This window comes from Klebsiella sp. MPUS7 (assembly GCF_009905335.1).
Classification (GTDB): Bacteria; Pseudomonadota; Gammaproteobacteria; order Enterobacterales; family Enterobacteriaceae; genus Klebsiella; species Klebsiella grimontii.
This window is the reverse complement of record NZ_CP047604.1, coordinates 4507592-4532860: the sequence shown is the minus strand read 5'-3', so window position 1 is coordinate 4532860 and position 25269 is coordinate 4507592. Positions and strand designations below refer to the sequence as shown.

General features: G+C 56.8%; 26 protein-coding genes. 18 read left to right on the top strand and 8 right to left on the bottom strand.

Annotated features, from left to right (window positions below):
- Positions 1–14: 14 nt before the first annotated feature.
- Entirely contained in the window at positions 15–1121 is a 1107-nt protein-coding gene (locus GUC22_RS21175) for a DUF1615 domain-containing protein (RefSeq protein ID WP_024359080.1), read from the top strand.
- Here GUC22_RS21175 and GUC22_RS21170 read toward each other — a convergent pair.
- Positions 1118–1420 carry a DUF2755 family protein gene (locus GUC22_RS21170; protein ID WP_004129576.1) on the bottom strand — a complete coding sequence of 101 codons (303 nt, stop codon included), beginning with the start codon at positions 1418–1420 and terminating at the stop codon, positions 1118–1120. The genes GUC22_RS21175 and GUC22_RS21170 overlap by 4 nt on opposite strands.
- 255 nt (positions 1421–1675) lie before the next feature.
- Between GUC22_RS21170 and GUC22_RS21165 the strand changes: the two genes are divergently transcribed.
- Complete coding sequence (locus GUC22_RS21165) at positions 1676–1879, top strand: DUF2754 family protein (protein ID WP_004132489.1); 204 nt, start codon at positions 1676–1678, stop codon at positions 1877–1879.
- 151 nt (positions 1880–2030) lie between these two features.
- Here the strand turns inward: GUC22_RS21165 and ddlA are convergent, their stop codons facing one another.
- Positions 2031–3128, bottom strand: coding sequence for a D-alanine--D-alanine ligase (gene ddlA / locus GUC22_RS21160; protein WP_004132487.1), 1098 nt, complete (start codon positions 3126–3128; stop codon positions 2031–2033).
- Positions 3129–3229: 101 nt separating this feature from the next.
- Here ddlA and GUC22_RS21155 point away from each other — a divergent pair, with 101 nt between their 5' ends.
- The 8 genes from GUC22_RS21155 (at position 3230) to psiF (ending at position 11082) form a co-directional block, all read left to right on the top strand.
- On the top strand, positions 3230–3913 hold the full coding sequence (locus GUC22_RS21155; protein ID WP_024359078.1) for an extensin family protein: 684 nt from the start codon (positions 3230–3232) through the stop codon (positions 3911–3913).
- A 169-nt stretch (positions 3914–4082) separates the two neighbouring features.
- Positions 4083–5282, top strand: coding sequence for a multidrug efflux MFS transporter (locus tag GUC22_RS21150; RefSeq protein ID WP_004129587.1), 1200 nt, complete (start codon positions 4083–4085; stop codon positions 5280–5282).
- Between the two features lie 178 nt (positions 5283–5460).
- Entirely contained in the window at positions 5461–6225 is a 765-nt protein-coding gene (gene idnO / locus GUC22_RS21145; protein ID WP_024359077.1) for a gluconate 5-dehydrogenase, read from the top strand.
- 94 nt (positions 6226–6319) lie between these two features.
- Positions 6320–7606 (top strand): MFS transporter, encoded by a 1287-nt coding sequence (locus tag GUC22_RS21140; RefSeq protein ID WP_049087362.1) that lies wholly within the window; start codon positions 6320–6322, stop codon positions 7604–7606.
- Positions 7607–7672: 66 nt separating this feature from the next.
- The gene (idnR, locus tag GUC22_RS21135; RefSeq protein ID WP_024359075.1) at positions 7673–8665 is read left to right on the top strand and encodes a DNA-binding transcriptional regulator IdnR; all 993 of its coding nucleotides are present in this window, start codon (positions 7673–7675) and stop codon (positions 8663–8665) included.
- A gap of 226 nt (positions 8666–8891) precedes the next feature.
- Positions 8892–9152, top strand: a complete 261-nt coding sequence (iraP, locus tag GUC22_RS21130) for an anti-adapter protein IraP (protein WP_004129608.1) — start codon at positions 8892–8894, stop codon at positions 9150–9152.
- A gap of 88 nt (positions 9153–9240) precedes the next feature.
- Complete coding sequence (gene phoA, locus GUC22_RS21125; RefSeq protein WP_024359074.1) at positions 9241–10671, top strand: alkaline phosphatase; 1431 nt, start codon at positions 9241–9243, stop codon at positions 10669–10671.
- Between the two features lie 90 nt (positions 10672–10761).
- Positions 10762–11082 carry a phosphate starvation-inducible protein PsiF gene (psiF, locus tag GUC22_RS21120; protein WP_004132478.1) on the top strand — a complete coding sequence of 107 codons (321 nt, stop codon included), beginning with the start codon at positions 10762–10764 and terminating at the stop codon, positions 11080–11082.
- Between the two features lie 46 nt (positions 11083–11128).
- Here psiF and proC read toward each other — a convergent pair whose 3' ends face one another.
- Entirely contained in the window at positions 11129–11938 is an 810-nt protein-coding gene (gene proC, locus GUC22_RS21115) for a pyrroline-5-carboxylate reductase (protein WP_004132477.1), read from the bottom strand.
- 116 nt (positions 11939–12054) lie between these two features.
- Between proC and GUC22_RS21110 the strand changes: the two genes are divergently transcribed.
- Positions 12055–12513 (top strand): YaiI/YqxD family protein, encoded by a 459-nt coding sequence (locus GUC22_RS21110; RefSeq protein ID WP_004132476.1) that lies wholly within the window; start codon positions 12055–12057, stop codon positions 12511–12513.
- On the opposite strand, the gene GUC22_RS21105 is transcribed toward GUC22_RS21110, so the two are convergent.
- On the bottom strand, positions 12510–13208 hold the full coding sequence (locus GUC22_RS21105) for a DUF2076 domain-containing protein (RefSeq protein ID WP_024359073.1): 699 nt from the start codon (positions 13206–13208) through the stop codon (positions 12510–12512). The two genes, GUC22_RS21110 and GUC22_RS21105, sit on opposite strands and share 4 nt — an antisense overlap.
- 334 nt (positions 13209–13542) lie before the next feature.
- Between GUC22_RS21105 and aroL the strand changes: the two genes are divergently transcribed.
- The 4 genes from aroL to ppnP all read left to right on the top strand — a co-directional run bounded on the left by aroL (position 13543) and on the right by ppnP (position 15639).
- Positions 13543–14070, top strand: a complete 528-nt coding sequence (aroL, locus tag GUC22_RS21100; protein ID WP_004132474.1) for a shikimate kinase AroL — start codon at positions 13543–13545, stop codon at positions 14068–14070.
- A 71-nt stretch (positions 14071–14141) separates the two neighbouring features.
- A complete protein-coding gene (locus tag GUC22_RS21095; protein WP_004129622.1) occupies positions 14142–14333 on the top strand; it encodes a YaiA family protein in 192 nt (63 codons plus the stop codon).
- Between the two features lie 253 nt (positions 14334–14586).
- Positions 14587–15267: an AroM family protein gene (locus tag GUC22_RS21090; RefSeq protein WP_165774989.1), complete on the top strand. Its 681-nt coding sequence runs from the start codon at positions 14587–14589 to the stop codon at positions 15265–15267.
- An 87-nt stretch (positions 15268–15354) separates the two neighbouring features.
- Positions 15355–15639: a pyrimidine/purine nucleoside phosphorylase gene (gene ppnP, locus GUC22_RS21085; protein WP_002890284.1), complete on the top strand. Its 285-nt coding sequence runs from the start codon at positions 15355–15357 to the stop codon at positions 15637–15639.
- Positions 15640–15684: 45 nt separating this feature from the next.
- Here ppnP and rdgC read toward each other — a convergent pair whose 3' ends face one another.
- Positions 15685–16596, bottom strand: a complete 912-nt coding sequence (gene rdgC, locus GUC22_RS21080; protein ID WP_004129627.1) for a recombination-associated protein RdgC — start codon at positions 16594–16596, stop codon at positions 15685–15687.
- A gap of 90 nt (positions 16597–16686) precedes the next feature.
- Between rdgC and mak the strand changes: the two genes are divergently transcribed.
- Positions 16687–17592 carry a fructokinase gene (gene mak, locus GUC22_RS21075; RefSeq protein WP_049087368.1) on the top strand — a complete coding sequence of 302 codons (906 nt, stop codon included), beginning with the start codon at positions 16687–16689 and terminating at the stop codon, positions 17590–17592.
- Positions 17593–17629: 37 nt separating this feature from the next.
- Here mak and GUC22_RS21070 read toward each other — a convergent pair whose 3' ends face one another.
- From GUC22_RS21070 to sbcD, 3 genes are all read right to left on the bottom strand, one after another.
- Positions 17630–17992, bottom strand: a complete 363-nt coding sequence (locus tag GUC22_RS21070) for an NUDIX hydrolase (protein WP_024359071.1) — start codon at positions 17990–17992, stop codon at positions 17630–17632.
- Positions 17993–18280: 288 nt separating this feature from the next.
- A complete protein-coding gene (sbcC, locus tag GUC22_RS21065; RefSeq protein WP_160183753.1) occupies positions 18281–21415 on the bottom strand; it encodes an exonuclease subunit SbcC in 3135 nt (1044 codons plus the stop codon).
- Positions 21412–22614: an exonuclease subunit SbcD gene (gene sbcD / locus GUC22_RS21060; protein WP_160183752.1), complete on the bottom strand. Its 1203-nt coding sequence runs from the start codon at positions 22612–22614 to the stop codon at positions 21412–21414. The genes sbcC and sbcD overlap by 4 nt, the downstream gene beginning before the upstream one ends.
- Positions 22615–22908: 294 nt before the next feature.
- Between sbcD and phoB the strand changes: the two genes are divergently transcribed.
- Entirely contained in the window at positions 22909–23598 is a 690-nt protein-coding gene (gene phoB / locus GUC22_RS21055; protein WP_004099401.1) for a phosphate response regulator transcription factor PhoB, read from the top strand.
- A 21-nt stretch (positions 23599–23619) separates the two neighbouring features.
- Positions 23620–24909, top strand: a complete 1290-nt coding sequence (gene phoR / locus GUC22_RS21050; protein ID WP_049087372.1) for a phosphate regulon sensor histidine kinase PhoR — start codon at positions 23620–23622, stop codon at positions 24907–24909.
- Positions 24910–25269: the final 360 nt, after the last annotated feature.

Below are 25269 nucleotides of genomic sequence, written 5' to 3'. Positions count from 1 at the left end.
TGCAAGGAAGAAATATGGCCGTAGCATCATCTCGTTTTGTTTCGCTCACCCTGACGCTAGTGGCCGGGTTGGTTCTCAGCGCCTGTTCCAGCAAGCCGGAGCCGGTGCTGAAGGAGGGCGAAAAGCCGATTGATGTTGCCGCGGTGGTGCGGCAGAAAATGCCCGCCAGCGTCAAAGATCGCGAGGCCTGGGCGCAGGCCATCGCCAAAACCTTCGCCAGCCAGAAGTTGGCGCCGACGGAAGAGAATGTCTGTTCGGTGCTGGCGGTGGCGCAGCAGGAGTCCAACTATCAGTCGGACCCGGCGGTGCCCGGGCTAAACAAAATCGCCTGGCAGGAGATAGACCGCCGGGCGGAGAAAATGCATATCCCGGTTTTTCTGGTGCATACCGCGCTGAAAATCAAGTCGCCCAACGGCAAAAGCTATAGCGAACGCCTGGACAGCGTGAAAACCGAAAAGCAGCTGAGCGCGATTTTCGATGATTTTATCGGTATGGTGCCGATGGGGCAGAAGCTGTTCGGCTCCCTGAACCCGGTGCATACCGGCGGCCCGATGCAGGTCAGCATCGCCTTCGCCGAGCAGCATACCGACGGCTATCCGTGGAAAATCGACGGTACCGTGCGCCAGGAGGTGTTCAGCCTGCGCGGCGGTCTGTGGTTTGGCACTTATCATCTGTTGAACTATCCGGCGAACTACAGCGTGCCGCTGTACCGTTTCGCCGATTTCAACGCCGGATGGTACGCCAGCCGCAACGCCGCGTTCCAGAATGCGGTCTCCAGGGCGACCGGCGTGAAGCTGGCGCTAGATGGCGATTTAATTCGTTACGATAGCGACGAGGCCGGAACCACCGAACTGGCGGTGCGCCGTTTATCCTCACAGCTGGCGATGAGCGATGACGATATCCATCGTCAGTTGAAAAAGGGCGATACCCTGGCGTTTGAAGAGAGCGAACTCTATAAAAAAGTGTTTCGTATTGCCGATAAAAAAGCCGGTAAAACGCTACCGCGGGAAGTGCTGCCGGGCATTCAGCTAGAGAGCCCGAAAATTACCCGTAATCTGACGACCGCCTGGTTTGCTAAACGCGTTGATGACCGGCGGGCCAGCTGTATGGCGCGCCGTTAGCGGCGGCTGCGCCAGCGGAAAATCAGCCCTGGTATACCAATTAATACGCAGCCTGCCAGGAAGGGAATCAGCCCGAAGAGAGTACCGACCGTCAGGCTAATCTCGACCCGCGGGCGGCTGCTGTCCTGCATTTGAATCAGATGCTCAAAAACCCCCGGCGCGTGGATTAGCATACTCAGCATTTGCGCACCGGCCCAGAAGCAAAACAGCACAAACAGAGCGTAAGCGATGTTGCTGCTGGTGATAGAGCCCCTCTTTTTGCCGCCGTTGACGGTCTTTGCAAAGGTGAACTCTGCCATATTGACCTCCATACTTCACCTGCCTGCCGTTTTTTCCACGGCTACATAGAGGTTTATTCTGGCAACGAAGGGGGGATTTCAGTATCGGATTGCTGGTAATTTCCGCCCAGGAATATTCCTGATTTCATCGGGTTGTGAGTTTGCTACAAATTTGTGAAATTTAGACCGATATCGCAATGTGCGACAATTCTCAACGTGGCTACAGACCCGCGGTGGCGGCTATGCGAAGATGCTTTTTTTGTTGTCGGAGTGGTTATGAAGCTCACTGAAAAAATCCGCCGCGATTGGCACTACTACGCGGTTGCGCTGGGGTTAATTTTTATTATGAATGGCGTGGTCGGGCTGCTCGGCTATGAAACTGAAGGCTGGCGTTCTTACGCGGTTGGGCTAGTGACGTGGGTGATTAGCTTCTGGATCGCCGGGTTTATTATTCGCCGCCGCCCGGCAGAGGAAGCGTAAAGCGGAGGCGGTGAAGCCGTAGCCCGGCTAAGCGCAGCGCGAGCCGGGAAAAGGCCGGGCTGATACATCAATCCGGCACACTCCCCGGGTCGCGGCGTAAACGCCTTACCCGGGCTACCGCCGGCAGATGGCGGTGAACCCGTTACCGGGATTAATTCATCGATGTTTTCAGCGCGCGATCGGCAGCGTGACGCTCTAGCGCCAGCTCAATCAGGCGGCTAATCAGGCTGGTGTAGTCCAGACCGCTAGCCTGCCACAGCTTCGGATACATGCTGATGTTGGTGAAACCCGGTAGGGTGTTGATTTCGTTAATCACCACGTCGTTCTCGGCGGTCAGGAAGACATCGACGCGCGCCATGCCGCTGCAGCCGAGGGTCTGATAGGCGCGAACGGCGATCTGGCGAATTTTATCGTTGACGTCGCTGTCGATGGCCGCCGGAACCACCACCTTCGCCCCCTGATCGTCAATGTACTTGGTGTCGTAGGCGTAGAATTCGCTGTTGAGGACGATTTCGCCGCAGGTGCTGGCCTGCGGATTATCATTGCCCAGCACCGCACACTCGATCTCGCGCCCTTTAATCCCCTGTTCAACCACCACTTTATGGTCAAATTCGAAGGCAAGGGCGACCGCCTGCTGATACTGCTCTTCGCTGTTGACCTTGCTGACGCCCACCGAGGAGCCCTGGTTCGCCGGTTTGACGAACAGCGGCAGGCCCAGCTTCGCCTGCACCTCGGCAAAACTCATCTGATTCCGGTTGGCGCGGGTCAGGGTAATAAAAGGCGCAATCGACAGCCCGGCATCGCGCAGCAGACGTTTGGTGACGTCTTTGTCCATGCAGGCGGCGGAGCCGAGAACGTCGGAACCGACGAAGGGCAGGTTGGCCATCCGCAGCATGCCCTGCAGAGAACCATCTTCCCCAAGGGTGCCGTGAACAATCGGGAAGATCACGTCAATGGCCGCCAGCGGCTGGCCGCTATCGGCGTTAATCAACTGCTGCGCTTCGCGTCCGGGAATTTGCGCCAGCGTAATATCGGATGGGCGCAGGGCAATATGGGCGGGGTCCTGCGGATTGAGCAGATAGTTGCTGGCGTCGTTGATATGCCATTGCCCCTGCTTATCAATCCCCAGCAAAACTACGTCGAAGCGCGTTTTATCGATCGCTTCCACGATATTTTTCGCTGACTGTAGCGACACTTCATGTTCTGCCGACTTACCGCCGAAAACGATCCCAACCCTCATCTTAGCCATTTCAACTTCCATCATGATTACATCAAAGGGCATAACATAGCATGTGAAACAGCCGCCTGGCTGCCATAATATTCACCGGGTAAAGCATTGGGAGGCAGCGCGTGAAAGGAAAAGGGCTTATCGTTCTGTTGGCGCTGCTGGCGGCCGGATATTACGGCTATCGTTATCTTCCCGCGCACTATAACCCGCTGGCGCCGCTGCGCCTGGAGGATCCGCCGGGGTTCATCACTCACTATAAGCTGCGGCGATTGACCCCCGCGCAGTGCGCCGGCCTGCTGAAAAAAGCGAATCAGCGAAATCTCATCACCAGCCAGCCGGTGGCCGATAGCGGGGGAGAGTGCCCTCTGCAAAACGTGGTTCGGGTACGCGATTTTGGCGCGGTAAAGCTCAGCAGCAGCTTCCTCGCCAGCTGCCCGCTGGCGTTGAGCAGCGCGCTTTATCTGCAACAGCAGGCGAAACCGCTGACCCGCCGGATGCTGGGGCAGGAGCTCCGCCAGGTTGACCATTTTGGCAGCTATGCCTGCCGCAATATTTACCATCGCCAGAACGCGCGGCGCAGCGAACATGCTACCGCGGAGGCGCTGGATATCAGCGGCTTTCGTTTGGCCGATGGCCGCCGCATCAGCGTGCTGAAAGGGTGGCCCGATGCGCAGTATCACCCCTGGCTGCAGGCGTTACTGACCGGCGGCTGCGGCTATTACGGTAACGCTTTAGGGCCGGACTACAACGCGGCCCACGCCAACCATTTTCACCTCGGCATGCGCGGCCAGGGATTCTGTTTCTGAGCATATCTCGCTGTCTTGTACGCTTTTCACCACGAAATTGTTCGTCATAACGGAATCACATGTCATAAAACACCAAACTCTCTGCCAGCGCACCTCTGGTAGTACGTCGGATGAGGGAAATTGCTAAGCTAGATAATAATTGTCGAAAAACTAATGAATACGCGTAGTTATGGAATCCTGGAAGGTTAATCTTATCTCCGTCTGGTTTGGCTGTTTTTTTACCGGACTGGCTATCAGCCAAATTCTCCCCTTTTTGCCGCTGTACGTTTCCCAACTGGGCGTGACCTCGCATGAAGCGTTATCCATGTGGTCGGGGCTGACCTTTAGCGTCACTTTTCTGGTGTCGGCGATCGTCTCGCCGATGTGGGGGAGCCTCGCCGACCGCAAAGGGCGCAAGCTGATGCTGCTGCGCGCCTCGCTCGGCATGGCTATCGCCATTTTACTCCAGGCCTTCGCCACCAACGTCTGGCAGCTGTTTATCCTGCGCGCGGTGATGGGGCTGACTTCCGGCTATATTCCTAACGCCATGGCGCTGGTGGCGTCTCAGGTTCCGCGCGAGCGTAGCGGCTGGGCGCTGAGCACGCTGTCGACGGCGCAGATCAGCGGCGTGATTGGCGGGCCGCTGCTCGGCGGTTTCCTGGCTGACCATGTCGGTTTGCGCGCCGTATTTATCATCACCGCGATTTTGCTCACCGTAAGCTTCCTGGTAACGCTGTTTCTGATTAAAGAGGGCGCCCGCCCGCAGGTTAGCAAGGCGGAGCGGCTGAGCGGTAAGGCGGTGTTTGCCTCGCTGCCCTATCCGGGGCTGGTGATCAGCCTGTTTTTCACCACCCTGGTGATTCAGCTCTGCAACGGCTCAATCGGCCCGATTCTGGCCCTGTTTATCAAGTCGATGGCGCCGGATAGTAATAACATCGCCTTTCTCGCGGGGATGATTGCCGCCGTGCCGGGCGTGTCGGCGCTGATTTCGGCGCCCCGTCTGGGGAAATTGGGTGACAGAATCGGCACCTCGCGAATTCTGCTGGCGACGTTGTGCTGCGCGGTGGTGATGTTCTTTGCCATGTCGTTCGTTACGACCCCATTCCAGCTTGGCGTCCTGCGCTTTCTGCTCGGTTTTGCCGATGGGGCGATGCTGCCGGCGGTGCAAACGCTTCTGCTGAAGTACTGCAGCGACAGCGTCACCGGGCGTATTTTCGGTTATAACCAGTCGTTTATGTATCTCGGCAACGTGGCCGGGCCGCTGATCGGCGCGTCGGTCTCGGCCATGGCCGGTTTCCGCTGGGTGTTTATCGCCACGGCGATTATTGTGCTGATCAATATCTGGCAGCTGGCCATCATGCTGCGCCGCAGCCGCCGTACCGCGGCTTAATCCCTTCTTCTTCTGCCTGGCCGGTATTTGCGTCACAGCGTCAATGCCGGCCTTTGTATTCCTTAATCTTCAAATGTATCACCGATCACAAAACGATCATTTTCCCTTCTCACCCTCTTCTATTCGTAACTGTTACGCGTATACAGTTACGCGTAACAGTTATTGAAAAAGAGGTTTTATGCGAAATTTATTCGATTTGTCAGGGAAACGCGCGCTGATCACCGGCTCTGCTCAGGGGATAGGCCATCTGCTGGCCGGCGGCCTCGCCGAGTACGGCGCGGAGATAGTCATTAACGACCGGACGCAGGAAAGAGCGGACCAGGCGGCGCAGGCGCTGGTGGCGCAGGGCTTTCGCGCGGTAGGGTACGCCTTTGACGTCACCCAAGCGGCGCAGGTCGAGCAGACGATAGCCCGCATCGAAGAGGAGGTCGGCGCAATTGATATTTTAATTAATAACGCCGGGATCCAGCGGCGTTTCCCTTTTACCGAGTTTCCGGAGGAGGAGTGGGACAACGTTATTGAGGTCAACCAGAAGGGCGTTTTTCTGGTATCGCAGCAGGTGGCGAAATATATGATGGGCCGCCGCGCGGGAAAAATAATTAATATTTGTTCGATGCAGAGCGAGCTGGGACGTAAAACAATTACGCCTTATGCGGCCTCAAAAGGGGCGGTTAAAATGCTTACCCGCGGCATGTGCGTTGAGCTGGCCGAATATAATATTCAGGTTAACGGTATCGCGCCGGGATATTTTGCCACCGAGATGACGACCGCCCTGGTCAACGATGAGGCGTTTTCCGCCTGGCTGTATCAGCGCACGCCGGCGGCGCGTTGGGGAAAACCGGAAGAGCTGATTGGCGCCGCGGTGTATCTGGCCTCGTCGGCGGCAAACTTTGTTAACGGTCATTTGCTGTTTGTGGACGGCGGAATGCTCGCCGCTGTCTGAATCACTTCGCGTCCTTCTGGCAGCAGCGTGCCCGCGCTGCCAGAAGGACGGCGTATTTAACTCGTGTGAAGATATTGATATCTGAGGATGGCTTATGCATATGCTCGCGAAATTACCCGCGCGTCGCTGGTGGTATTTAATGCCGATTATATTTATTACCTATAGTCTGGCCTACCTTGACCGCGCGAATTATGGTTTTGCCGCTGCGGCGGGAATTGAAAGCGATTTGGGTATTACCAAAGGAACGGCGTCGCTGATTGGCGCATTATTTTTTCTCGGTTATTTCTTTTTCCAGGTTCCCGGTGCGATATATGCGGTAAAACGCAGCGTGCGGAAAATGATTTTCTGCAGCCTTATTTTATGGGGATTCTGCGCGGCGGCCACCGGATTCGTCAGCAATATTCCGATGCTGATGGCGATTCGCTTTACGCTTGGCGTGGTGGAGGCGGCGGTGATGCCGGCGATGCTGATTTATATCAGCAACTGGTTTACTAAAACCGAGCGTTCACGCGCTAATACTTTTCTGATCCTCGGGAACCCGGTGACGGTGCTGTGGATGTCTATCGTTTCCGGCTATCTGATTCAGGCGTGGGGCTGGCGCGAAATGTTCATCATTGAAGGCATTCCGGCGGTGCTGTGGGCGGTATGCTGGTGGATACTGGTGCGCGATAAACCGTCCGAGGTTTCCTGGCTGAACGAGCAGGAAAAAGAGACCCTGCAGAAGGTGATGGACAGCGAGCAGAGCCATATCAAGCCGGTGCGCAACTACGGTGAAGCGCTGCGCTCGCGCAATGTGATTATGCTCTGCGCCGTACACGCGCTGTGGAGCATCGGCGTCTACGGTTTCATGATGTGGATGCCGTCGATTCTGAAAAACGCCGCGCAGATGGATATCGTGGCGGTGGGCTGGCTGGCGGCGGTGCCGTACCTGGCGGCGATTATCCTGATGCTGACGGTCTCCTGGCTGTCGGATAAGTTCCAGAATCGTAAGCTGTTTATCTGGCCGCTATTGCTGATTGCCGCTATCGCCTTCTTTGGCTCGTGGATGGTGGGCAACCAGGCGTTCTGGTTATCCTATGCGCTGCTGGTTATTGCCGCGGCCTGCATGTATGCGCCCTACGGGCCGTTCTTCGCGCTTATTCCTGAACTGCTGCCGCGCAACGTTTCCGGCGTATCGATGGGGTTAATCAACAGCTTCGGCGCGCTCGGCGCTTTCCTTGGCGCGTGGCTGGTGGGGTATCTGAACGGGATTACCGGCGGGCCGGGGGTATCCTATACCTTTATGGCCGTCGCGCTGTTATCGTCCGTCGTGCTGATGTTCAACGTGCGCGCTAACCCGCAATCTTCTTCCCCGGCGGTGGCAAAAAGGGTTGTCGGCTAACATAAACCGCCGCTGCTGTGGTAAGGTTCTCTGCGAGCACATAAGTCGTTTGTCGTAGAGAACCTGATGAAAAACAACCGGATGACATTGCAGGATATCGCTAATCTGGCGGGGTTGAATAAAATGACGGTCAGCCGTTATTTACGCGACCCCGGCCAGGTTTCTGAGCGCAGCCGCGAGCTGATTTCAAAGGTCATGGAAGAGAACAACTATATCCCCAACCGCGCCCCGGAAATCCTGCTTAACGCCCGCAGCAAAACGATTGGCGTGCTTATTCCCTCCTTCCGCAATCAGATTTTTGCCGATGTGCTGGCCGGCATCGAGTCGGTGACCTCCGCGCACCAGTACCAGACCCTGATTGCCAACTATGAATATGACCCGCAGCGCGAAGAGCGCGAAGTGCTCAACCTGCTCTCTTACAACATCGACGGGCTGATTTTGACCGGCAAGCAGCACAGCGATCGCATGGTGCAGTACGTGCGCGCCAGCGGTATTCCCGTCGCTGAACTGATGGACTTTGGCGGTCAGCAGCTGGATATCCAGGTGGGCTTCGATAACGAGAAGGCGGCGTGGGACATGACCCACGCTTTCCTTGAGAGCGGCAAACGGGCGATCGCCTTTTTTGGCTCCATGGACGATCCCCGCGATTTAAGCCGTTTTCACGGCACTGAACTGGCGCTGGCGGAGCACGGTCTGAAGGCGTATCACATGGCGCCGAAGACGATCTCCTCGGTTGCGCTGGGTCGGCAGATGTTCCTGCAGATGCAGCAGTCGCGCCCGGATATTGACGCCATTTTTTGTACCAACGACGACCTGGCGGTGGGCGTGCTGCTCGAGTGCCAGGCGCAGGGGAAAGCCGTCCCCCAGGAGATGGCCATTGCCGGTTTTCACGGCCTCGAAATTGGCCGGGCGCGGCTACAAAAAATAGCCAGCGTCATTACCCCACGTTATGACATCGGTAAAACCGCGAGCGAAATACTTATTGCGCGCCTGGCCGGTAAAGACGCGCCGGACAGCGTTAATCTGGCCTACCAGATATATTATGGCGATACGTTATAGTTATCGATAGAATAGCGATATTCCGTTTTATTCTTATTTGTTAATTTTGGTTATGACGCTTATTAATCCCTCGTTGAGTAAACTCCTGGAGGGATTGACAATGAGCAAAACGTTTCGCTTGTTATTCATTGACGTGTCGATCCTTTTTAAAAAATAATGGTGGAAACCGACGGCTAATCTATGACATAAATAGCAGACTACGGACCTCGCATAAGGATAAAGCGCTGTGAAGAATCTCATTGCTGAGCTACTGGTTAAACTCGCCCAAAAGGAAGAAGAATCGAAGGAACTGACGGCGCAGGTGGAGGCGCTGGAAGTGGTGGTGACCGCTCTGCTACGCCACATGGAGCAGGGCGCCCAGCAGGCGCTGATCAGCGATATTGAGCAGGCCATCGACGAGGCCAGCCCCGGCCCGCTGGTCGACGACCGCGATACCCAGCTATTGCAGCAATATATAAAGAAGCTGTTACGGCATCCTCGTAGTTAGTTTTGTGACAAGGTATGGATGCTGTCATTTTACTGTCACATCGCTTTTATACAGTCTCCCTCGTTTTGTTTTTTAAAGTATTTTTTACATGGAGACGATAAAAGTGAAATTAAGCGCCTTGTTTATTGCCCTGATACCTCTGTTGGGCTCCCCGATTATTCACGCTGAAACAACAACCGCACCGGTTCTGGAAAATCGTGCCGCGCAGGGCGATATCACCACGCCGGGCGGAGCGCGTCGTTTAAGCGGCGACCAGACCGAGGCGCTGCGCGCTTCGTTAATCAATAAACCGGCTAAAAATATTATTTTGCTGATTGGCGACGGAATGGGCGATTCTGAAATTACCGCCGCGCGAAATTATGCAGAAGGGGCGGGCGGATTCTTTAAAGGGATTGACGCGCTGCCGCTGACCGGCCAGTACACCCACTATTCGCTGGATAAGAAAACCGGCAAGCCGGATTATGTGACTGACTCCGCCGCTTCCGCTACGGCCTGGACCACCGGCGTGAAAAGCTACAACGGCGCGCTGGGCGTGGATATCCATGAAAAAGATCATCAGACCATCCTTGAGCTGGCGAAAGCGGCGGGTTTAGCTACCGGTAACGTCTCGACGGCGGAACTGCAGGACGCCACGCCAGCTGCGCTGGTGGCGCACGTCACTTCGCGTAAATGCTACGGTCCGAGCGTAACCAGTGAAAAATGCGCCAGCAACGCGCTGGAAAAAGGCGGTAAGGGTTCCATTACCGAACAGCTGCTGAACGCGCGTCCGGACGTGACGCTGGGCGGCGGAGCGAAAACCTTCGCTGAAACCGCGACGGCCGGCGAATGGCAGGGCAAAACGCTGCACGATCAGGCGGTGGCCCGCGGCTACCAGATCGTCACTGACGCCAGCTCGCTGGCCGCCATTAGCCAGGCCAATCAGGACAAACCGCTGCTCGGTCTCTTCGCGGAAGGCAATATGCCGGTACGTTGGGAAGGCCCAAAAGCGTCTTATCACGGCAATATCGATAAGCCGGCGGTAACCTGTACGCCGAACCCGAAACGTGACGCATCGGTGCCGACGCTGGCGCAGATGACCGAAAAAGCCATCGATCTGCTGAGCAGCAGTGAGAAGGGCTTCTTCCTGCAGGTGGAAGGCGCTTCTATCGATAAACAGGATCACGCGGCGAATCCGTGCGGTCAGATTGGCGAAACCGTCGATCTGGATGAAGCGGTACAGAAGGCGCTGGAGTTTGCCAAAAAAGAGGGCAATACCCTGGTTATCGTCACCGCTGACCACGCTCACGCCAGCCAGATTATCCCGGCGGATACCAAAGCCCCAGGCCTGACGCAGGCGCTGAATACCAAAGACGGCGCGGTGATGGTCATGAGCTATGGCAACTCTGAAGAAACCTCGATGGAGCATACCGGCACCCAGCTGCGCATTGCCGCCTACGGCCCGCACGCGGCCAACGTGGTGGGGCTAACCGATCAGACCGACCTGTTCTATACCATGAAGGCCGCACTTAATCTGAAATAACCTGACGCCGGTGACGAATTTTCGTTACCGGCTGGTTTTTTCTCCATCAGCGACCAGACTTACAGAGATCCACTCATAGAGGATGGTGCGATGAAAATAACATTACTTGTGACCCTACTTTTTGGCCTGGTATTTATGACAGCGGTGAGTGCCGCGGAAAAAGAGTTAACCCCCCAGCAGCAAAAGATGAGCGTGTGTAATAAAGAAGCGTCGTCGAAGTCGCTGAAAGGGGATGAGCGTAAAACGTTTATGAGTAGCTGCCTGAAGAAAGATGGCGCCGCGCAGGACGGTAAGGGGCTAACGCCTCAGCAGCAGAAGATGCGCGAGTGCAACGCTCAGGCGACCCAGCAGTCTCTGAAAGGAGACGATCGCAGCAAATTTATGAGCGCCTGCCTGAAAAAACAGGTGTAAGAAATAAGCGGGTGAGGGAAACCTCACCCGCTATTCGCTATTTCAATCAGGAACGGCTGAGCTTCTCTGATTTTTCCATGCATTTCACCATCGCTTCGATGACGGCCGAGCGGAAGCCTTTCTCTTCCAGCACGCGCACGGCTTCGATCGTGGTGCCGCCCGGCGAGCACACCATATCCTTCAGCGCGCCCGGATGCTCTCCGCTCTCGAGCACCATTTTAGCTGAACCCATCACCGCCTGGGCCGCGAATTTATAGGCCTGAGCGCGCGGCATTCCACCAAGCACGGCGGCGTCCGCCATCGCTTCGATAAACATAAAAACGTAGGCCGGCGCGGAGCCGCTGACGCCAACCACCGGGTGAATCATTGGCTCGGCAATGATTTCCGCCTGGCCAAAGCAGCGGAAAATGGTCAGGATTTCTGCGGTTTCTTCGGCGCTCACCAGCGCGTTCGGCGTGACCGACGTCATCCCCGCGTTGACCAGCGAAGGCGTGTTGGGCATCGCGCGGACTATTTTGCGATCGTGACCCAGGGCTCGCGCCAGCTGATCGAGCGTCACGCCTGCGGCGATAGAAACCACCAGCGAGTCTTTATTCAGGCTGGAGGCGATGTCGCTGAGGACTTTAACCATCACGCCCGGCTTCACGGCGCCAAAAACGATATCCGCCACCTGGGCCACTTCCTGCGCGCTTTGCGCCGCATTAATGCCGTACTGGTCGTGCAGGGCCGCCACTTTGTCCGGCGACGGGGTGTAGACCCAGATTTGACCCGGCTGAACCTGTCCGCTGGCGATCAGGCCGCCCAGAATGGCCTTGCCCATATTGCCGCAGCCGATAAAGCCGATTTTCTTCTCCATCACCAATCCCCTTTGCTTGTTTTATCGTTAGCTACATAGCTTATCATCTTGTTGCTTTCGCGGAAGGCAAAAGCAGGTGACAATACGGCCTCTCTTTTTGGTCGACAGGAGCCGCAATGGCTATTTGGGTTGATGCGGACGCGTGTCCGAACGTCATTAAAGATATTTTGTTCCGCGCCGCCGAGCGCACGCAAATCTCGCTGACGCTGGTCGCTAACCAGCCGCTGCGCGTCCCGCCGTCGCGCTTTATCCGCACGCTGCGCGTGGCGCAGGGGTTTGACGTGGCGGATAACGAAATCGTTCGTTTATGCGAGCCGGGAGATTTGGTGATTACCGCCGATATTCCGCTGGCGGCGGAAGTGCTGGAGAAAGGCGGGGCGGCGCTGAATCCGCGTGGAGAACGCTACAGCGAGGCGACTATTCGCGAGCGGCTGACGATGCGTGATTTTATGGAAACGATGCGGGCCAGCGGCGTGCAGACCGGCGGCCCGGATAGCTTATCCCAGCGCGATCGCCAGCAGTTTGCCGCCGCGCTGGAGAAATGGCTGTTAGAGGTCAAACGCCCGCAGGCTTAAACCCAGCTGTCGTCGTCGCTGCCAAAATCATCGTTGCCGAAACCGGCGTCAAAGTCGGAGTCATAGTCGTTGTTGTCGGCAAGGAACTGCCCGTCATCCTGGCGGAAGGTATCGTCAGCGACGCTGCTGTCCTGCGCCTGGCTGAGATCCGGCTGCGGTTTATCTTCGATAATATTGACGATCTCCTGCGGATGCGAGCCGCTAAACATATTGGTCAACATATTGCCCAACACTACGCCGCCCGCGACGCCTGCCGCCGTTTGCAGCGCGCCGGCCATAAAGCCGCCGCTGCTGCGCGAGACCTGAGGCGCGTAGTTCTGCTGTTGCGCCTGCGGGGCGTACTGTGGCTGGGCGCCGGCCTGTGGTCGGCCATACTGCTCTGCGCCAGGAATCGGGTCGGAGCCGCGAGACTGCCCGCCGCCAAACAGGCCGGAGAGAAATCCGCCGCTGCTCGGCTTCGCGGCCTGAAGCTGAGTGACCTGGCTTTCCAGCGCCTGAATACGGTCGTTAAGCTGTTTGATCGCCGCTTCCTGAATCAAAATCGTCTGCGCCATATAGTAAGGGGCGAACGGCTGCTCTTTGATGTGCCCGGCAATCCGCTCCTCAGCGCTGGCATCGCGCGATGCGCTGCGGCTCTCGGCCTCTTTTAACCGGGAAAACAGTCCATCGATAAGGCGTTGCTCTTCAGATTGCATACTACATACCTCTGTCATACTGATTGATTAGCCTCAGATTCGCTCCGAAGCACTCGTCTTGTAAATATGCGGCAGCGTAAAGCTGTGCAGAAATGTGTTACTGTTTACGCCAGACTGCGAACAAAAAATAACTTTTGTACAAAAGTAAAGCTGGCATAACACCAAATGCAATGATAAGTTTACATGTAAAGTCCTTTCTAATACTAAGGTAAAAGGGTTTGCAGATGGTGTGTAACGTTTATTTTACGGTTAGCGTCAGGTAAGTTTGCGGTACCATTGTTTCTCTTTTCGCTTTCATTTATCCGCGGTACGCGGAACCAAGGGGTCTTCGGTAATGACACAGCTAATATTTCTTGTCGGGCCTCGCGGCTGCGGTAAAACGACCGTCGGTCACGCGCTGGCGAAAGTTCGCAGCTTTAAGTTCGCCGACACGGACCATGAGCTGCAGGAGCATGAGCAGCGCACGGTAGCGGCGATCGTCCAGCAGGAGGGTTGGGAACGCTTTCGTGCTCTGGAAACGCAGGCGTTAGAAAGAGTCGCGCAACCCGCAACCATCATCGCCACCGGCGGCGGCATTATACTCAGCGAATATAACCGTCAGTTTATGCGGGAAAATGGTGTCGTGATCTATCTTGAGGCTTCGGTTTCCGCGCTGATTGACCGTCTTGAAGCCTATCCGAAGGCTGAACAGCGCCCGACGCTGACCGGCAAACCCATCCGCGAGGAAGTGGGTGAGGTGCTGGCGCAGAGGGAAGCGCTATATCGCGCGGCCGCGCATCATATTATTAACGCCACCGCGTCGCCGGATGAGGTCGTGGAACAGATTATGACGACCGTCTGCGGTGTGAGCTATACCAGTTAAGACTTTGCCTGGGGAAAACGGATCGGCAGCGCCTATACTTTAAAGCTCTTAAGGTAAAAAAAGGAAACGCTATGCCGACCAGACCTCCATATCCAAGGGAAGCGCGTGTTGTCGCCGTTGAAAAAGGCCCGCAGGGCCAAACGGTCACCTGGTATGAACTGCGCGCTGACCATCCGACGCCAAACTCCCTCATCAGTGAACACCCTACTGAACAGGAAGCGTTGGACGCCAAACGGCGCTACGAAGATCCTGACAAGTCTTAATTCCCCCATTCATGTCCGGGATTGGCTCTGAAAAGATCGCTACCGGACATGCATCACATTTTTAATTTATTAACCGTACTAATGATTACCTAAGGTACGGATTTTCTGGTGCGTTTTTGACGCTTCTGGAATCTTTACATTCCACAATAGCCGTAACCTGCTACGCTTCTCGACGGTTGCTTTTGGTCACCAGGGGGCAGAAGTCGTCAATAGAAGCCTGTTTTGAAACAGCGGTTGTGAAAAGGTACATGATATGAGTAGTGCATCGATGGCAATTTTGACCATTGGGGTAGTACCGGTGGCGGAGATGTTACCGCTTTTAACTGAACATATCAGGGAAGAACAGATCGACCACATTAGCCTGTTAGGCAAAATGGCGCGCGAAGAGGTGATGCGGGACTACGGCATTGAGCCCGGCGATGAGATGCTATTGACCTTGCTTAACGACAATGAAATCGCGCAGGTCTCGCGGCAGAAGGTTGAACGTGTTTTACGTAGCGTCATTGCGATGCTCGATAAACAAGATTACGACCTGATATTACTCATGAGTACCCATCCCTTTCGTGGATTTACGGCGAATAATGCGATCCTGCTTGAGCCGCAAAGGATTATTCCGCCGCTGGTTGCCTCGATTGTCGACGGTCATCAGGTGGGGGTCATTGTGCCGGTTGAAGAGATTTTGCCGATGCAGCGGGATAAATGGCAGGTGTTAGAGAACACCCCGCTGTATGCCATCTCCAACCCGGTTAGCGGTAGTAAAGAGAATTTACTGTCTGCGGGCAGGGAGCTGATTGAGCAAGGCGCGGATGTACTGATGCTGGATTGTCTTTGCTACCACCAGCAGCATCGCGACATATTACAAAAGGCGCTGGATATCCCGGTTCTGTTGTCAAATGTGCTGGTTTCGCGACTGGCGGCAGAACTATTAGTTTAACCTGATGTAACACGTTAATTTTACGTGACAGGGGCAAGGAGCGCCCCCTATATTGTGCCTTCAACACAAGATCATAAGGGCGAGTTTATGCTTCAAAGCAATGAATACTTTGACGGAAAAGTAAAATCTATCGGCTTCACCAGCAGCAGCACCGGCCGTGCGAGCGTGGGCGTGATGGCGGAAGGGGAATATACCTTTGGCACCGCGCAGCCAGAAGAGATGACCGTAGTCAGCGGCGCGCTGAACGTACTTCTGCCGGGGGAAACCGAGTGGAAAGTCTACGCCGCCGGGGAAGTATTCAACGTACCGGGGAATAGCGAGTTTCATTTGCAGGTGGCTGAGCCGACGTCTTATCTTTGCCGCTACCTGTAACGTCAGCTTCCTTCCTGCGCTGGCAGGAAGGAATTCACCACCCGATTAGCGCTGCGCTTCGCCGCCTAACCCTTCCACCAGATTCTGAATCAGCGCGGCCAGTTCGCCGGTCATCAGAATAAAGTCCGCGTCAAAACGCTGAGCGAAATCTTCCCGGTCGATATCTTCATTCTGGTCCCGCAGTTCGTCGCAGAACTTCAGGCGTTTAATCGAACCATCATCGCACATCAGGAACTGAATGCGCTGCTGCCAGTCGAGCGCCAGCTTGGTCACGACCTTACCGGCTTCAATGTGTACGGCGATCTCGTCGCTGACCAGATCCTGTTTTTTCGCGCGGATCACGCCGCCGTCTTCCAGCATCGCTTTTAGCTCAGCTTCGTCCAGCAGCTGGAAGCCCTGAGCAACGGTACCGGAGCGCACCCACTCGGTGAGCGTCAGTTCGATCGGGGTTTCCAGCGCCAGCGGGACTACCGGCAGCGAGCCGAGGGTTTTACGCAGCAGCGCCAGGGTATCTTCCGCTTTTTTGGCGCTCGCGCAGTCCACCATGATCAATCCGTTGACGGTATCGATCCACATCATGGTCTGGCTGAAGCGGCTGAAGGCGCGCGGCAGCAAAGAGTGCAGGACTTCATCTTTCAGCGAGTCTTTTTCGGTCTTTTTCAGCTTGCGGCCCTGCTCGGCTTCCAGCTTGAAGATCTTTGCTTCCAGCGCCTGTTTGATCACCGGAGACGGCAGGATCTTCTCTTCTTTACGCGCGCAGATAACGATCTGGCCGTTTGACGTATGCGTCAACGCGTCGCTGTGCGATCCCATCGGCGGTACCCAACCGGTTTTGGCCATATCCTGGCTGCCGCAAGGGGTAAAGGTCAGCTCGGCCAGCTGTTTTTCCATCTCCTCGGCGCGCAGGGAAATGTCGCGGCTGAGACGATAAACCATTAAATTTTTGAACCACAGCATGATAATTTCCACGGCTTAGTCGTTAAATCCAGCGGGCATGATAGCGAATTGTCGCTATGCTTGCATTGTTAATCGGGGGAGGAATTCACAGTGCGCATTGGCATTGATTTAGGCGGAACCAAAACGGAAGTCATCGCGCTGAGCGACCAGGGAGAGCAGCTATTTCGTCATCGCCTGCCTACGCCGGGGGGCGATTATCGCCAGACGATAGAGACGATTGCCTCGCTGGTAGAGATGGCCGAGCAGGCCACCGGGCAGAGCGGCACGGTCGGCATCGGCATCCCCGGGTCGATTTCGCCCTATACCGGCGTGGTCAAAAACGCTAACTCAACCTGGCTTAACGGTCAGCCGTTTGATAAAGATCTGAGCCAGCGTCTGCAACGGGAAGTGCGTCTGGCCAACGATGCCAACTGCCTCGCGGTGTCGGAAGCGGTAGACGGCGCGGCGGCCGGGGCGCAAACGGTATTTGCGGTGATTATCGGCACCGGCTGCGGTTCAGGGGTGGCGCTCAACGGTCGCGCCCATATTGGCGGCAACGGTACGGCGGGCGAGTGGGGGCATAATCCGCTGCCGTGGATGGATGAAGACGAACTACGCTATCGCGCTGAAGTGCCGTGCTACTGCGGCAAGCAGGGCTGCATTGAAACCTTTATCTCCGGCACCGGCTTTGCGACCGATTACCGTCGGTTGAGCGGGCATCCGCTGAAAGGCAGCGAGATTATGCAGCGCGTCGGCGAGCGGGATCCTGTGGCGGAACTGGCGCTGAGCCGCTATGAGATGCGGCTGGCGAAGTCGTTGGCGCACGTGATTAACATCCTCGACCCGGACGTTATTGTGCTTGGCGGGGGAATGAGCAACGTTGACCGACTGTATCAGACGGTGCCGAATCTGCTGAAACCGTGGGTCTTTGGCGGCGAATGCGAGACGCCGATTCGCAAAGCGGCGCATGGCGATTCCAGCGGCGTACGCGGCGCCGCCTGGTTATGGCCGCTGTAATCATCAACCCGCTGCGCGGCCTCAACGGCGCAGCGGGTTACCGCTCCGGGATCTCCTCAAGAGCAGAGTAAATCGCCAGCCCTCGTTTTTTGCCTTCCTCAATATCCAGGTCCGCTCCCCGGGATTCGCCCGGCATGCGCAAAATAGCGTCGCAGCGGCTAATTAAACGGTGAGCGACGGGGTAGAGATACTCTTCGCTAATCGCATCGCCAATTGCTTTGGAGCCCGCCGCTTTAGCGACGGGTAACGCCAGCCATTCGCCGACCACGGGAATATGCCCTTTCTGGTAAACGCGTAGCGCAACCTGGGCCATATTGTGCAGATTAGCCTCGATAAGTTCCGCGCGATTGTTGGTGCCGCTGCGTACCGGGCCGGCGATCAAAATAAGTAAACTTTGCATATTTATGACCTTCTTGATGCGTGAATGGGAATGCTATTGAAGGCTTCCTTCCCGTTGTCCGTTCCGTCATAGACTATTTTTATGCATGAATTTGCACGAAAGCAAATGAAGACGACCTTTGATAAGCTGATAGATAAAATATCATGCATATTCGTGCATAATCAAGATCAATCGTGAATGGGATGGCAATGAGTACTGCGCCGGGCCGTTGGAAGCGCGTCATTTCTCAGGGTGCGGCGATCTCCCCCCGCGGGGAGAGATCTTCAGGGAAGGAGTGGAGGGGGAGAATTACTCAACGGCGAAAGCTTTATCGAGGCGGCTATAGCCCAGCCCGTTGATTTTTTTAACTTTAATTTGCACAGGGATGCGCTCTTTCATCGCTTCGACGTGGCTGATGACACCGATAATTTTGCCGCTGGCGTTAAGCGCGTCCAGCGCGTCCAGCGCGGTATCCAGGGTTTCGCTGTCCAGCGTGCCGAAACCCTCGTCGAGAAACAGCGAGTCTATCCGCGTTTTATGGCTGACCAGGTCGGAGAGCGCCAGCGCCAGGGCCAGGCTGACGAGGAAGCTCTCGCCGCCGGAAAGGGTCCGTGTATCGCGCACCGCGTCCGCCTGCCAGGTATCGACCACCTCCAGCTCCAGCGCATCGCTGGCTTTGCGTTGCAGCAGATAGCGGCCGTGCAGGCGGTTAAGCTGGTGGTTGGCCAGCCATACCAGGTTATCCAGCGTCAGGCCTTGCGCAAACTTACGGAATTTGTCGCCCTCTCGGGAGCCGATAAGCGAGTTCAGCCATCCCCAGTCTTCCACTTCCTGGGCCGCGCGTTCCATCTGCTGGCGTAACAACTGCTGGCGCTGCTGGTTTTCGGCATTCTGCTTCAGCTGCTGGCGAATCTCTCCCTGGCGGGCGCTGTTTTCCCGCAGCAGCGAGGTCAGCTGCTGAAGCTTTTCTTGTAGCTGTTCAGGTGGCTGGCCGATGTCCGCGTCCGCCGGCGGCTGCTGGCTATGGTTCACCAGCGCCTCGCGGGCCCGCAGCGCCAGCGCCTGATTCTGCTGGAGCGCGCTTTCCAGCGTCTGCTTCAGGCGTTCAAGGCGCTGGCGCGTCTCTTCATCAAGCAGCGCGGCGAGAAACGCCTGCCGATCGGCGAACGGGCTGGCGGCCAGCGCCGCGCTGAACTGCGCTTCGCTCTCTTTCAGCTGTGCCTGCTGCTGGCTCTCCTGCTGCCCCAGGGTTTGCCACTGGCTCTGGAGAGCGAGGCAGTCGTCATGCACCTGGCGCCAGCCGTCCAGCGGCGCGGGTTCCGCCGCTAAGTCCGTTTCCGGCAAAGCCTCCAGTAGCGGAGCCAGCTGTTGGATCTGTTCCTGCAGGGCGAGCCGTTCATTCTGTTTGGCCTGCCAGCCGCGGGTCTCTTCTTCCCGCTGCGCCAGCCAGCCGGCGGCCTGCCCGACAGCCGGTAAGTCCAGCGCAAATGCGCTCAGCTCCGCCGCCAGCGCAGCGCTGCGCTGCTGTTGTTCCCGCTGTAGCTGCTGGAGCTGCTGCTGGCACTCCTGCTGCTGAGCCTGCCAGGCCAGACGCTGCTGATGCTGATATAGCCGCTGTTCATGCTCCTGCTGCGCGTTTAGCCAGCCCGGAATATCATCCTTTGGCGCCAGGTCGATATTTAATCCGGTGATGGTCTCCTGCCAGCGTGATGTAAGCGCTTGCTCCTGCTGCAGAAGCGATGCTTTCTCGGCGGCCTCTTTTTGCTGCTGCTTGATCAGAGCGTCAAGCTCGCCGCGCGCCAGCGCTCCGGCCTCCGCCAGCTGCTTAACTTCGCGCTCCAGCGCATCGCGCCGCGCCTGGTTTACGCCGGGAACCAGCGCCTGATATTCGGCGACGGCCGGATGCTGCGCGGAACCGCAAAGCGGGCAGGGGGAGCCGGGCTGCAGGCGAGCACGTTCGGTCTCAAGACCGGCAATACGGGCTTCCATTTCGCAGAGGGCTTTCACATCGCTGAACTGCTGATGCTTTTCTTTATAGGCCTGACGGCGCTGAGCCAGCGTGGCTTCCAGCCGCTCCTGCTCCTGCTTACTGGCCTGCCCGGCGGTATCAAGCTGCAATAGCCGCTGGGCCAGCGGCTGCAGCTGACCATGCAGCGCAGCGAGCTGCTGACGCAGAGCGCGGGCCGCAGCGTGCTGCGCGAGCCCGGCGCTAACCTGTTCGGCATCCAGCGTCAGCCCGGCGGGCGGCAGTTCGCCCAGCCTGCGGTGGGTTTCCGCCAGGCGCAGTTGTACCGCGGATTGCTGCTGCGTATCGCGAGCCTGCTGCTGGAAAGCGGCACGCCAGCCGGCCAGCGCGTTGCCCCACAGCTGAAAGCGGTCATGCTCTTTAAGCCATACGGACAGCGTTTGCTGACGGCTGTGAAGTTGCTCATACTGCTGCCGGGCGGCGAGGCGAATACCCGCCCGCAGCCGCAATCGGTCATGTAAGCGAGTATTTACTTCTTCTCTCTGGCGGCGGGTTTGCGCCAGCGCGGCGGTTTGCTCCAGCTGACGCGTCCACTGCGGGCGCAAGCGCTCCGCGGGCTGCGCATTCAGCAGCGCGCTAAGCTGCGGCTGGGCCTGCTCCAGCGCAGATTGCGCTTCGCGTAGCGCGGTTTGAGCCCGCAGATCTTCTGCCGTCAGCTCTTCACGGCGTATCTGCCACTGACGGGCGCTTTGCAACCGGGTTTGTTCGCTAACTTGCTGTTTTTCGTCGGAAGTAAGCGCTTGCAAACTTTGCTGGAGCGCCTGCTGTTGCTCCTCGCTCAGCAGCAGGACGCCGGAGGCCTGCGCCTGGATTTTTTCCAGCTCGACGCGGGCCTGCTTATGTTTTTCAAAGACCTGGGCGGAAATCTGGCCGTAAATTTCGGTCCCGGTGAGCTCTTCCAGCAGCTCGGCGCGCTCCTTCGGTTTGGCGTTGAGGAAGGCGGCGAACTGCCCCTGCGACAGCAGCATTGAGCGGGTGAAGCGGCCATAGTCCAGGCCGGTGAGCGAGGCGGTCAGTTCCAGCTTATCTTTGACCTTATCGGCGAGGATTTTGCCGTCCTCGCAGCGCGCCAGCTCGACGCGCGGAACCTGTAAATTGCCGTCCGGCTGGTTCCGCGCCCGGTTCTGGCTCCAGAAGGCGCGGTAGGCGATGCCTTTGACTTCGAACTCCACTTCCGCCAGACATTCGGCGGTGTCGCGGGTCATCAGATCGTTTTGCGATTGCGACACGCTGCTCAGGCGCGGCGTTTCGTGATAAAGCGCGAGGCAGATAGCGTCCAGCAGGGTGGTCTTGCCGGCGCCGGTTGGCCCGGTAATCGCGAACAGTCCGTTGCTGGCAAAGGGCTCAGCGGAGAAATCGATTTTCCATTCGCCTTTGAGTGAGTTGAGGTTTTTCAGGCGTAAGCTGAGAATTTTCACAGGCGATCCTCACCGTTGAGACTATGCAGCGTTTCATTAAAGAGCTGTTCCAGGCGCTGCTGCTGCGCCTCTTCCAGGGTTTCCAGCGCCAGACGGCGGGCGAAAACGTCCTCCACCTGCAGTTCGCTGAGGGTGACTCGCTGAACGCCCGCCAGAATGCGATCGCGCTGGCTGCGGCTGCGGCGCACCAGCAGCACTTCTACCGGCAGCGTTTCGGTCTGCGTCTGGATTTTCCGTTGGATATCATGCATATATTCATCGCTGGTGATTTCGATATCTAGCCATGCCGCGGGCTGCTGGTCGTTATTCTGCCATTGGTTCAACTGGGCGCTAACGCTGGCGAAATCGCCCTTTAAGACCGCCAGAGGCTGGGTGATGGGCACGATCAGCGGCGTGACGTCCGTCAGGCGGCCAGCGCTAAAGGTCACCAGATTGACGCTTTTGCTTTTCCCTGTTTCGTCAAAGCTCAGCGCAATCGGGGAGCCGCTGTAGCGAATATGCTCGCAGCCGCCGACCACCTGCGCCCGGTGAATATGGCCGAGCGCGATATAGTCGGCGGGCGGAAAGCGGTTCGCCGGGAAGGCGTCGAGGGTACCGATATAAATTTCGCGAACCGCGTCGCTTTTGCTGGCGCCGACGGTGGTTAAATGGCCGCTGGCGATAATCGGCAGCGCCCGGTCGCCGCGCAGTTCGCAGGCCTGCTGGTACTGCTGCTGGTAGTAGTCGCTGATGGCGTTGAGTAACTGCTGTTGCTTCTCGCCGCTGGAGTGCCCGGCCTGGCTGGTCACCAGTTCACGCGGACGCAGGAACGGTACCGGGCAAAAAACCGCCCCCGGCGTACCGTCGCGCAGCGGCAGAATAAAGGGCGCGTGGCCGGCATTGGCCACCACCGTGGTTTTCAGGAACGCAAGAATGTCGCGCGACTCGTTGAGGGTGGCGACCGAATCGTGGTTTCCCGCCAGCACCACCAGCCGACAGCCGGTCTGCTGCAGCTGAACGACAAAGCGGTTATACAGCTCGCGCGCGTAGCTCGGCGGCGAGCCGGTATCAAAAATATCGCCCGCGACAATAATGGCGTCAACATCATGCTCCTGCGCGCTGGCCAGCAGCCAGTCGAGAAACGCCTGATGTTCGGCGGCGCGACTTTTGCTGTAAAAATTTTGCCCAAGATGCCAGTCAGAGGTGTGAAGGATGCGCATAGTTGTTCCATAGCGAAAAAGCGTAAGCGGCATTATATACCCGTCATACTTCAAGTTGCTTATGTGTTGGCTACGCGCGCTCACCTCAACCATCTGGTTACCTGTGCTTATGGGGCTGACGCTAAGCCACGTGAATTATTGAGGGGATAACGCCGCTCTTCGGTGAGTTAAGTCCGTGTCACAATGCGAAATCCGCGTTCATCTGGCGGTCATTTTTTTCATAAATCTGTCATAAATCTGACGCATAATGGCCGCGCACTTCTATACTGATGGCTAAAAAATACAGGGTAAATAATGGCGAGAAGAATTCTGGTCGTTGAAGATGAAGCTCCAATCCGCGAAATGGTTTGCTTTGTTCTGGAGCAAAACGGCTTTCAGCCCGTCGAGGCGGAAGATTTTGACAGCGCGGTCAATCAGCTCAATGAACCCTGGCCTGATTTAATCCTCCTTGACTGGATGCTGCCGGGGGGGTCGGGTCTGCAGTTTATTAAACAGCTCAAGCGAGAAGCGATGACCCGTGACATTCCGGTGGTGATGCTGACCGCCCGCGGCGAAGAGGAAGATCGCGTCCGCGGCCTGGAGACCGGTGCGGATGATTACATCACCAAGCCGTTTTCCCCGAAAGAGCTGGTGGCGCGGATTAAAGCCGTGATGCGGCGCATTTCGCCGATGGCGGTGGAAGAGGTGATTGAAATGCAGGGGCTGAGCCTCGACCCTTCTTCGCATCGCGTGATGACCGGCGAAAATCCGCTGGATATGGGGCCGACGGAATTTAAATTATTACACTTCTTCATGACGCACCCTGAGCGGGTCTATAGCCGCGAACAGCTGCTGAATCACGTCTGGGGCACCAACGTTTATGTAGAAGACAGAACGGTAGACGTGCATATTCGCCGTCTGCGCAAAGCGCTGGAACATAGCGGCCATGACCGGATGGTACAAACGGTTCGCGGTACGGGATATCGTTTCTCCGCCCGTTTCTGAATGCTGACAGGAGTGTGAACCGTGCTGGAACGGCTGTCATGGAAAAGGCTGGCGCTTGAGCTTTTCTTATGTTGTATCCCGGCCCTGATCCTCGGGGCGTTTTTAGGTCATCTGCCGTGGTTTTTATTGGCGGCAGTGACCGGTCTTCTTATCTGGCATTTCTGGAATCTGATGCGCCTGTCGTGGTGGCTGTGGGTCGACCGCAGCATGACGCCGCCGCCGGGTAGCGGCAGCTGGGAACCCCTGCTGTACGGTCTGCACCAGATGCAGATGCGTAATAAAAAGCGCCGCCGTGAGCTGGGAAGCCTGATTAAGCGCTTTCGCAGCGGGGCGGAGTCCCTGCCGGACGCGGTGGTGCTGACCACCGAAGAAGGCGCGATGTTCTGGTGTAACGGCCTGGCCCAGCAGATCCTTAATCTGCGCTGGCCCGACGATAACGGGCAGAATATCCTCAACCTCCTGCGCTATCCTGAATTTGCTAATTACATGAAATACCGCGACTTTTCCAAGCCGCTCAATCTGGTGCTGAATAATGGCCGCCATCTGGAAATTCGCATGATGCCCTATAGCGACAAACAGCTGCTGATGGTGGCGCGCGATGTCACGCAGATGCACCAGTTGGAAGGGGCGCGGCGTAACTTTTTCGCCAACGTCAGCCATGAACTTCGCACGCCGTTGACGGTGCTGCAGGGGTATCTGGAGATGATGCAGGAGCAGGTGCTGGAAGGGGGAACGCGCGAAAAAGCGTTACACACCATGCGCGAACAAACCCAGCGTATGGAAGGCCTGGTGAAGCAACTGCTGACGCTGTCGCGCATTGAAGCCGCGCCGGTACTGGCGATGAACGATAAAATCGACGTGCCGATGATGCTGCGGGTCGTCGAGCGCGAGGCGCAAACGCTAAGCCAGCAGAAGCACGAGCTGCATTTTTCGGTCGATGACTCGCTAAAAGTGCTGGGTAATGAGGAACAGCTGCGCAGCGCGATTTCCAACCTGGTGTATAACGCGGTCAACCATACGCCGGCGGGAACGGTGATTACCGTAACCTGGCAGCGGGCGCCGCACGGCGCGTTGTTCAGCGTCGAGGATAACGGGCCAGGCATCGCGCCGGAGCATATTCCGCGCCTGACCGAACGTTTCTACCGGGTGGATAAAGCGCGTTCGCGGCAAACCGGCGGCAGCGGGCTGGGGCTGGCGATTGTCAAACATGCCGTCAGCCATCACGATAGCCGCCTTGAGATCGAGAGCGTGGTCGGCAAAGGCACCCGCTTTAGCTTCTTATTACCGGAACGTTTAATTGCCAAAAATTAAACCCGGACGGGTGAGTGTCAGCATTCCTTGCCAATGACCAGCTTCGGCTGGTCATTTTCGTTTGCAGCGCCATCACAGCTGCGTAATTAACGAACGTTAGCTGCTTTTTTGTTCGCATGATAAGCCAGATGTTTTCTATCCTTCTGGCTAATGATGCTAATCATTAAAATAGAGTTAGCATAATCATCTGCTTTTGCGATCCCTCCTTGCTTTAAAACGTTATAAGCGTTTAAATTGCCCCCCTACGGTCGCAGACAGACTGTTTTTGCGTGGTAATTCAAAAAACTATTCTTTTCCACGCCGCTTTGGGAGCATATCCCGCTGAGTTTACTGACAATGGCCGCTGTATCATCCCCAAGG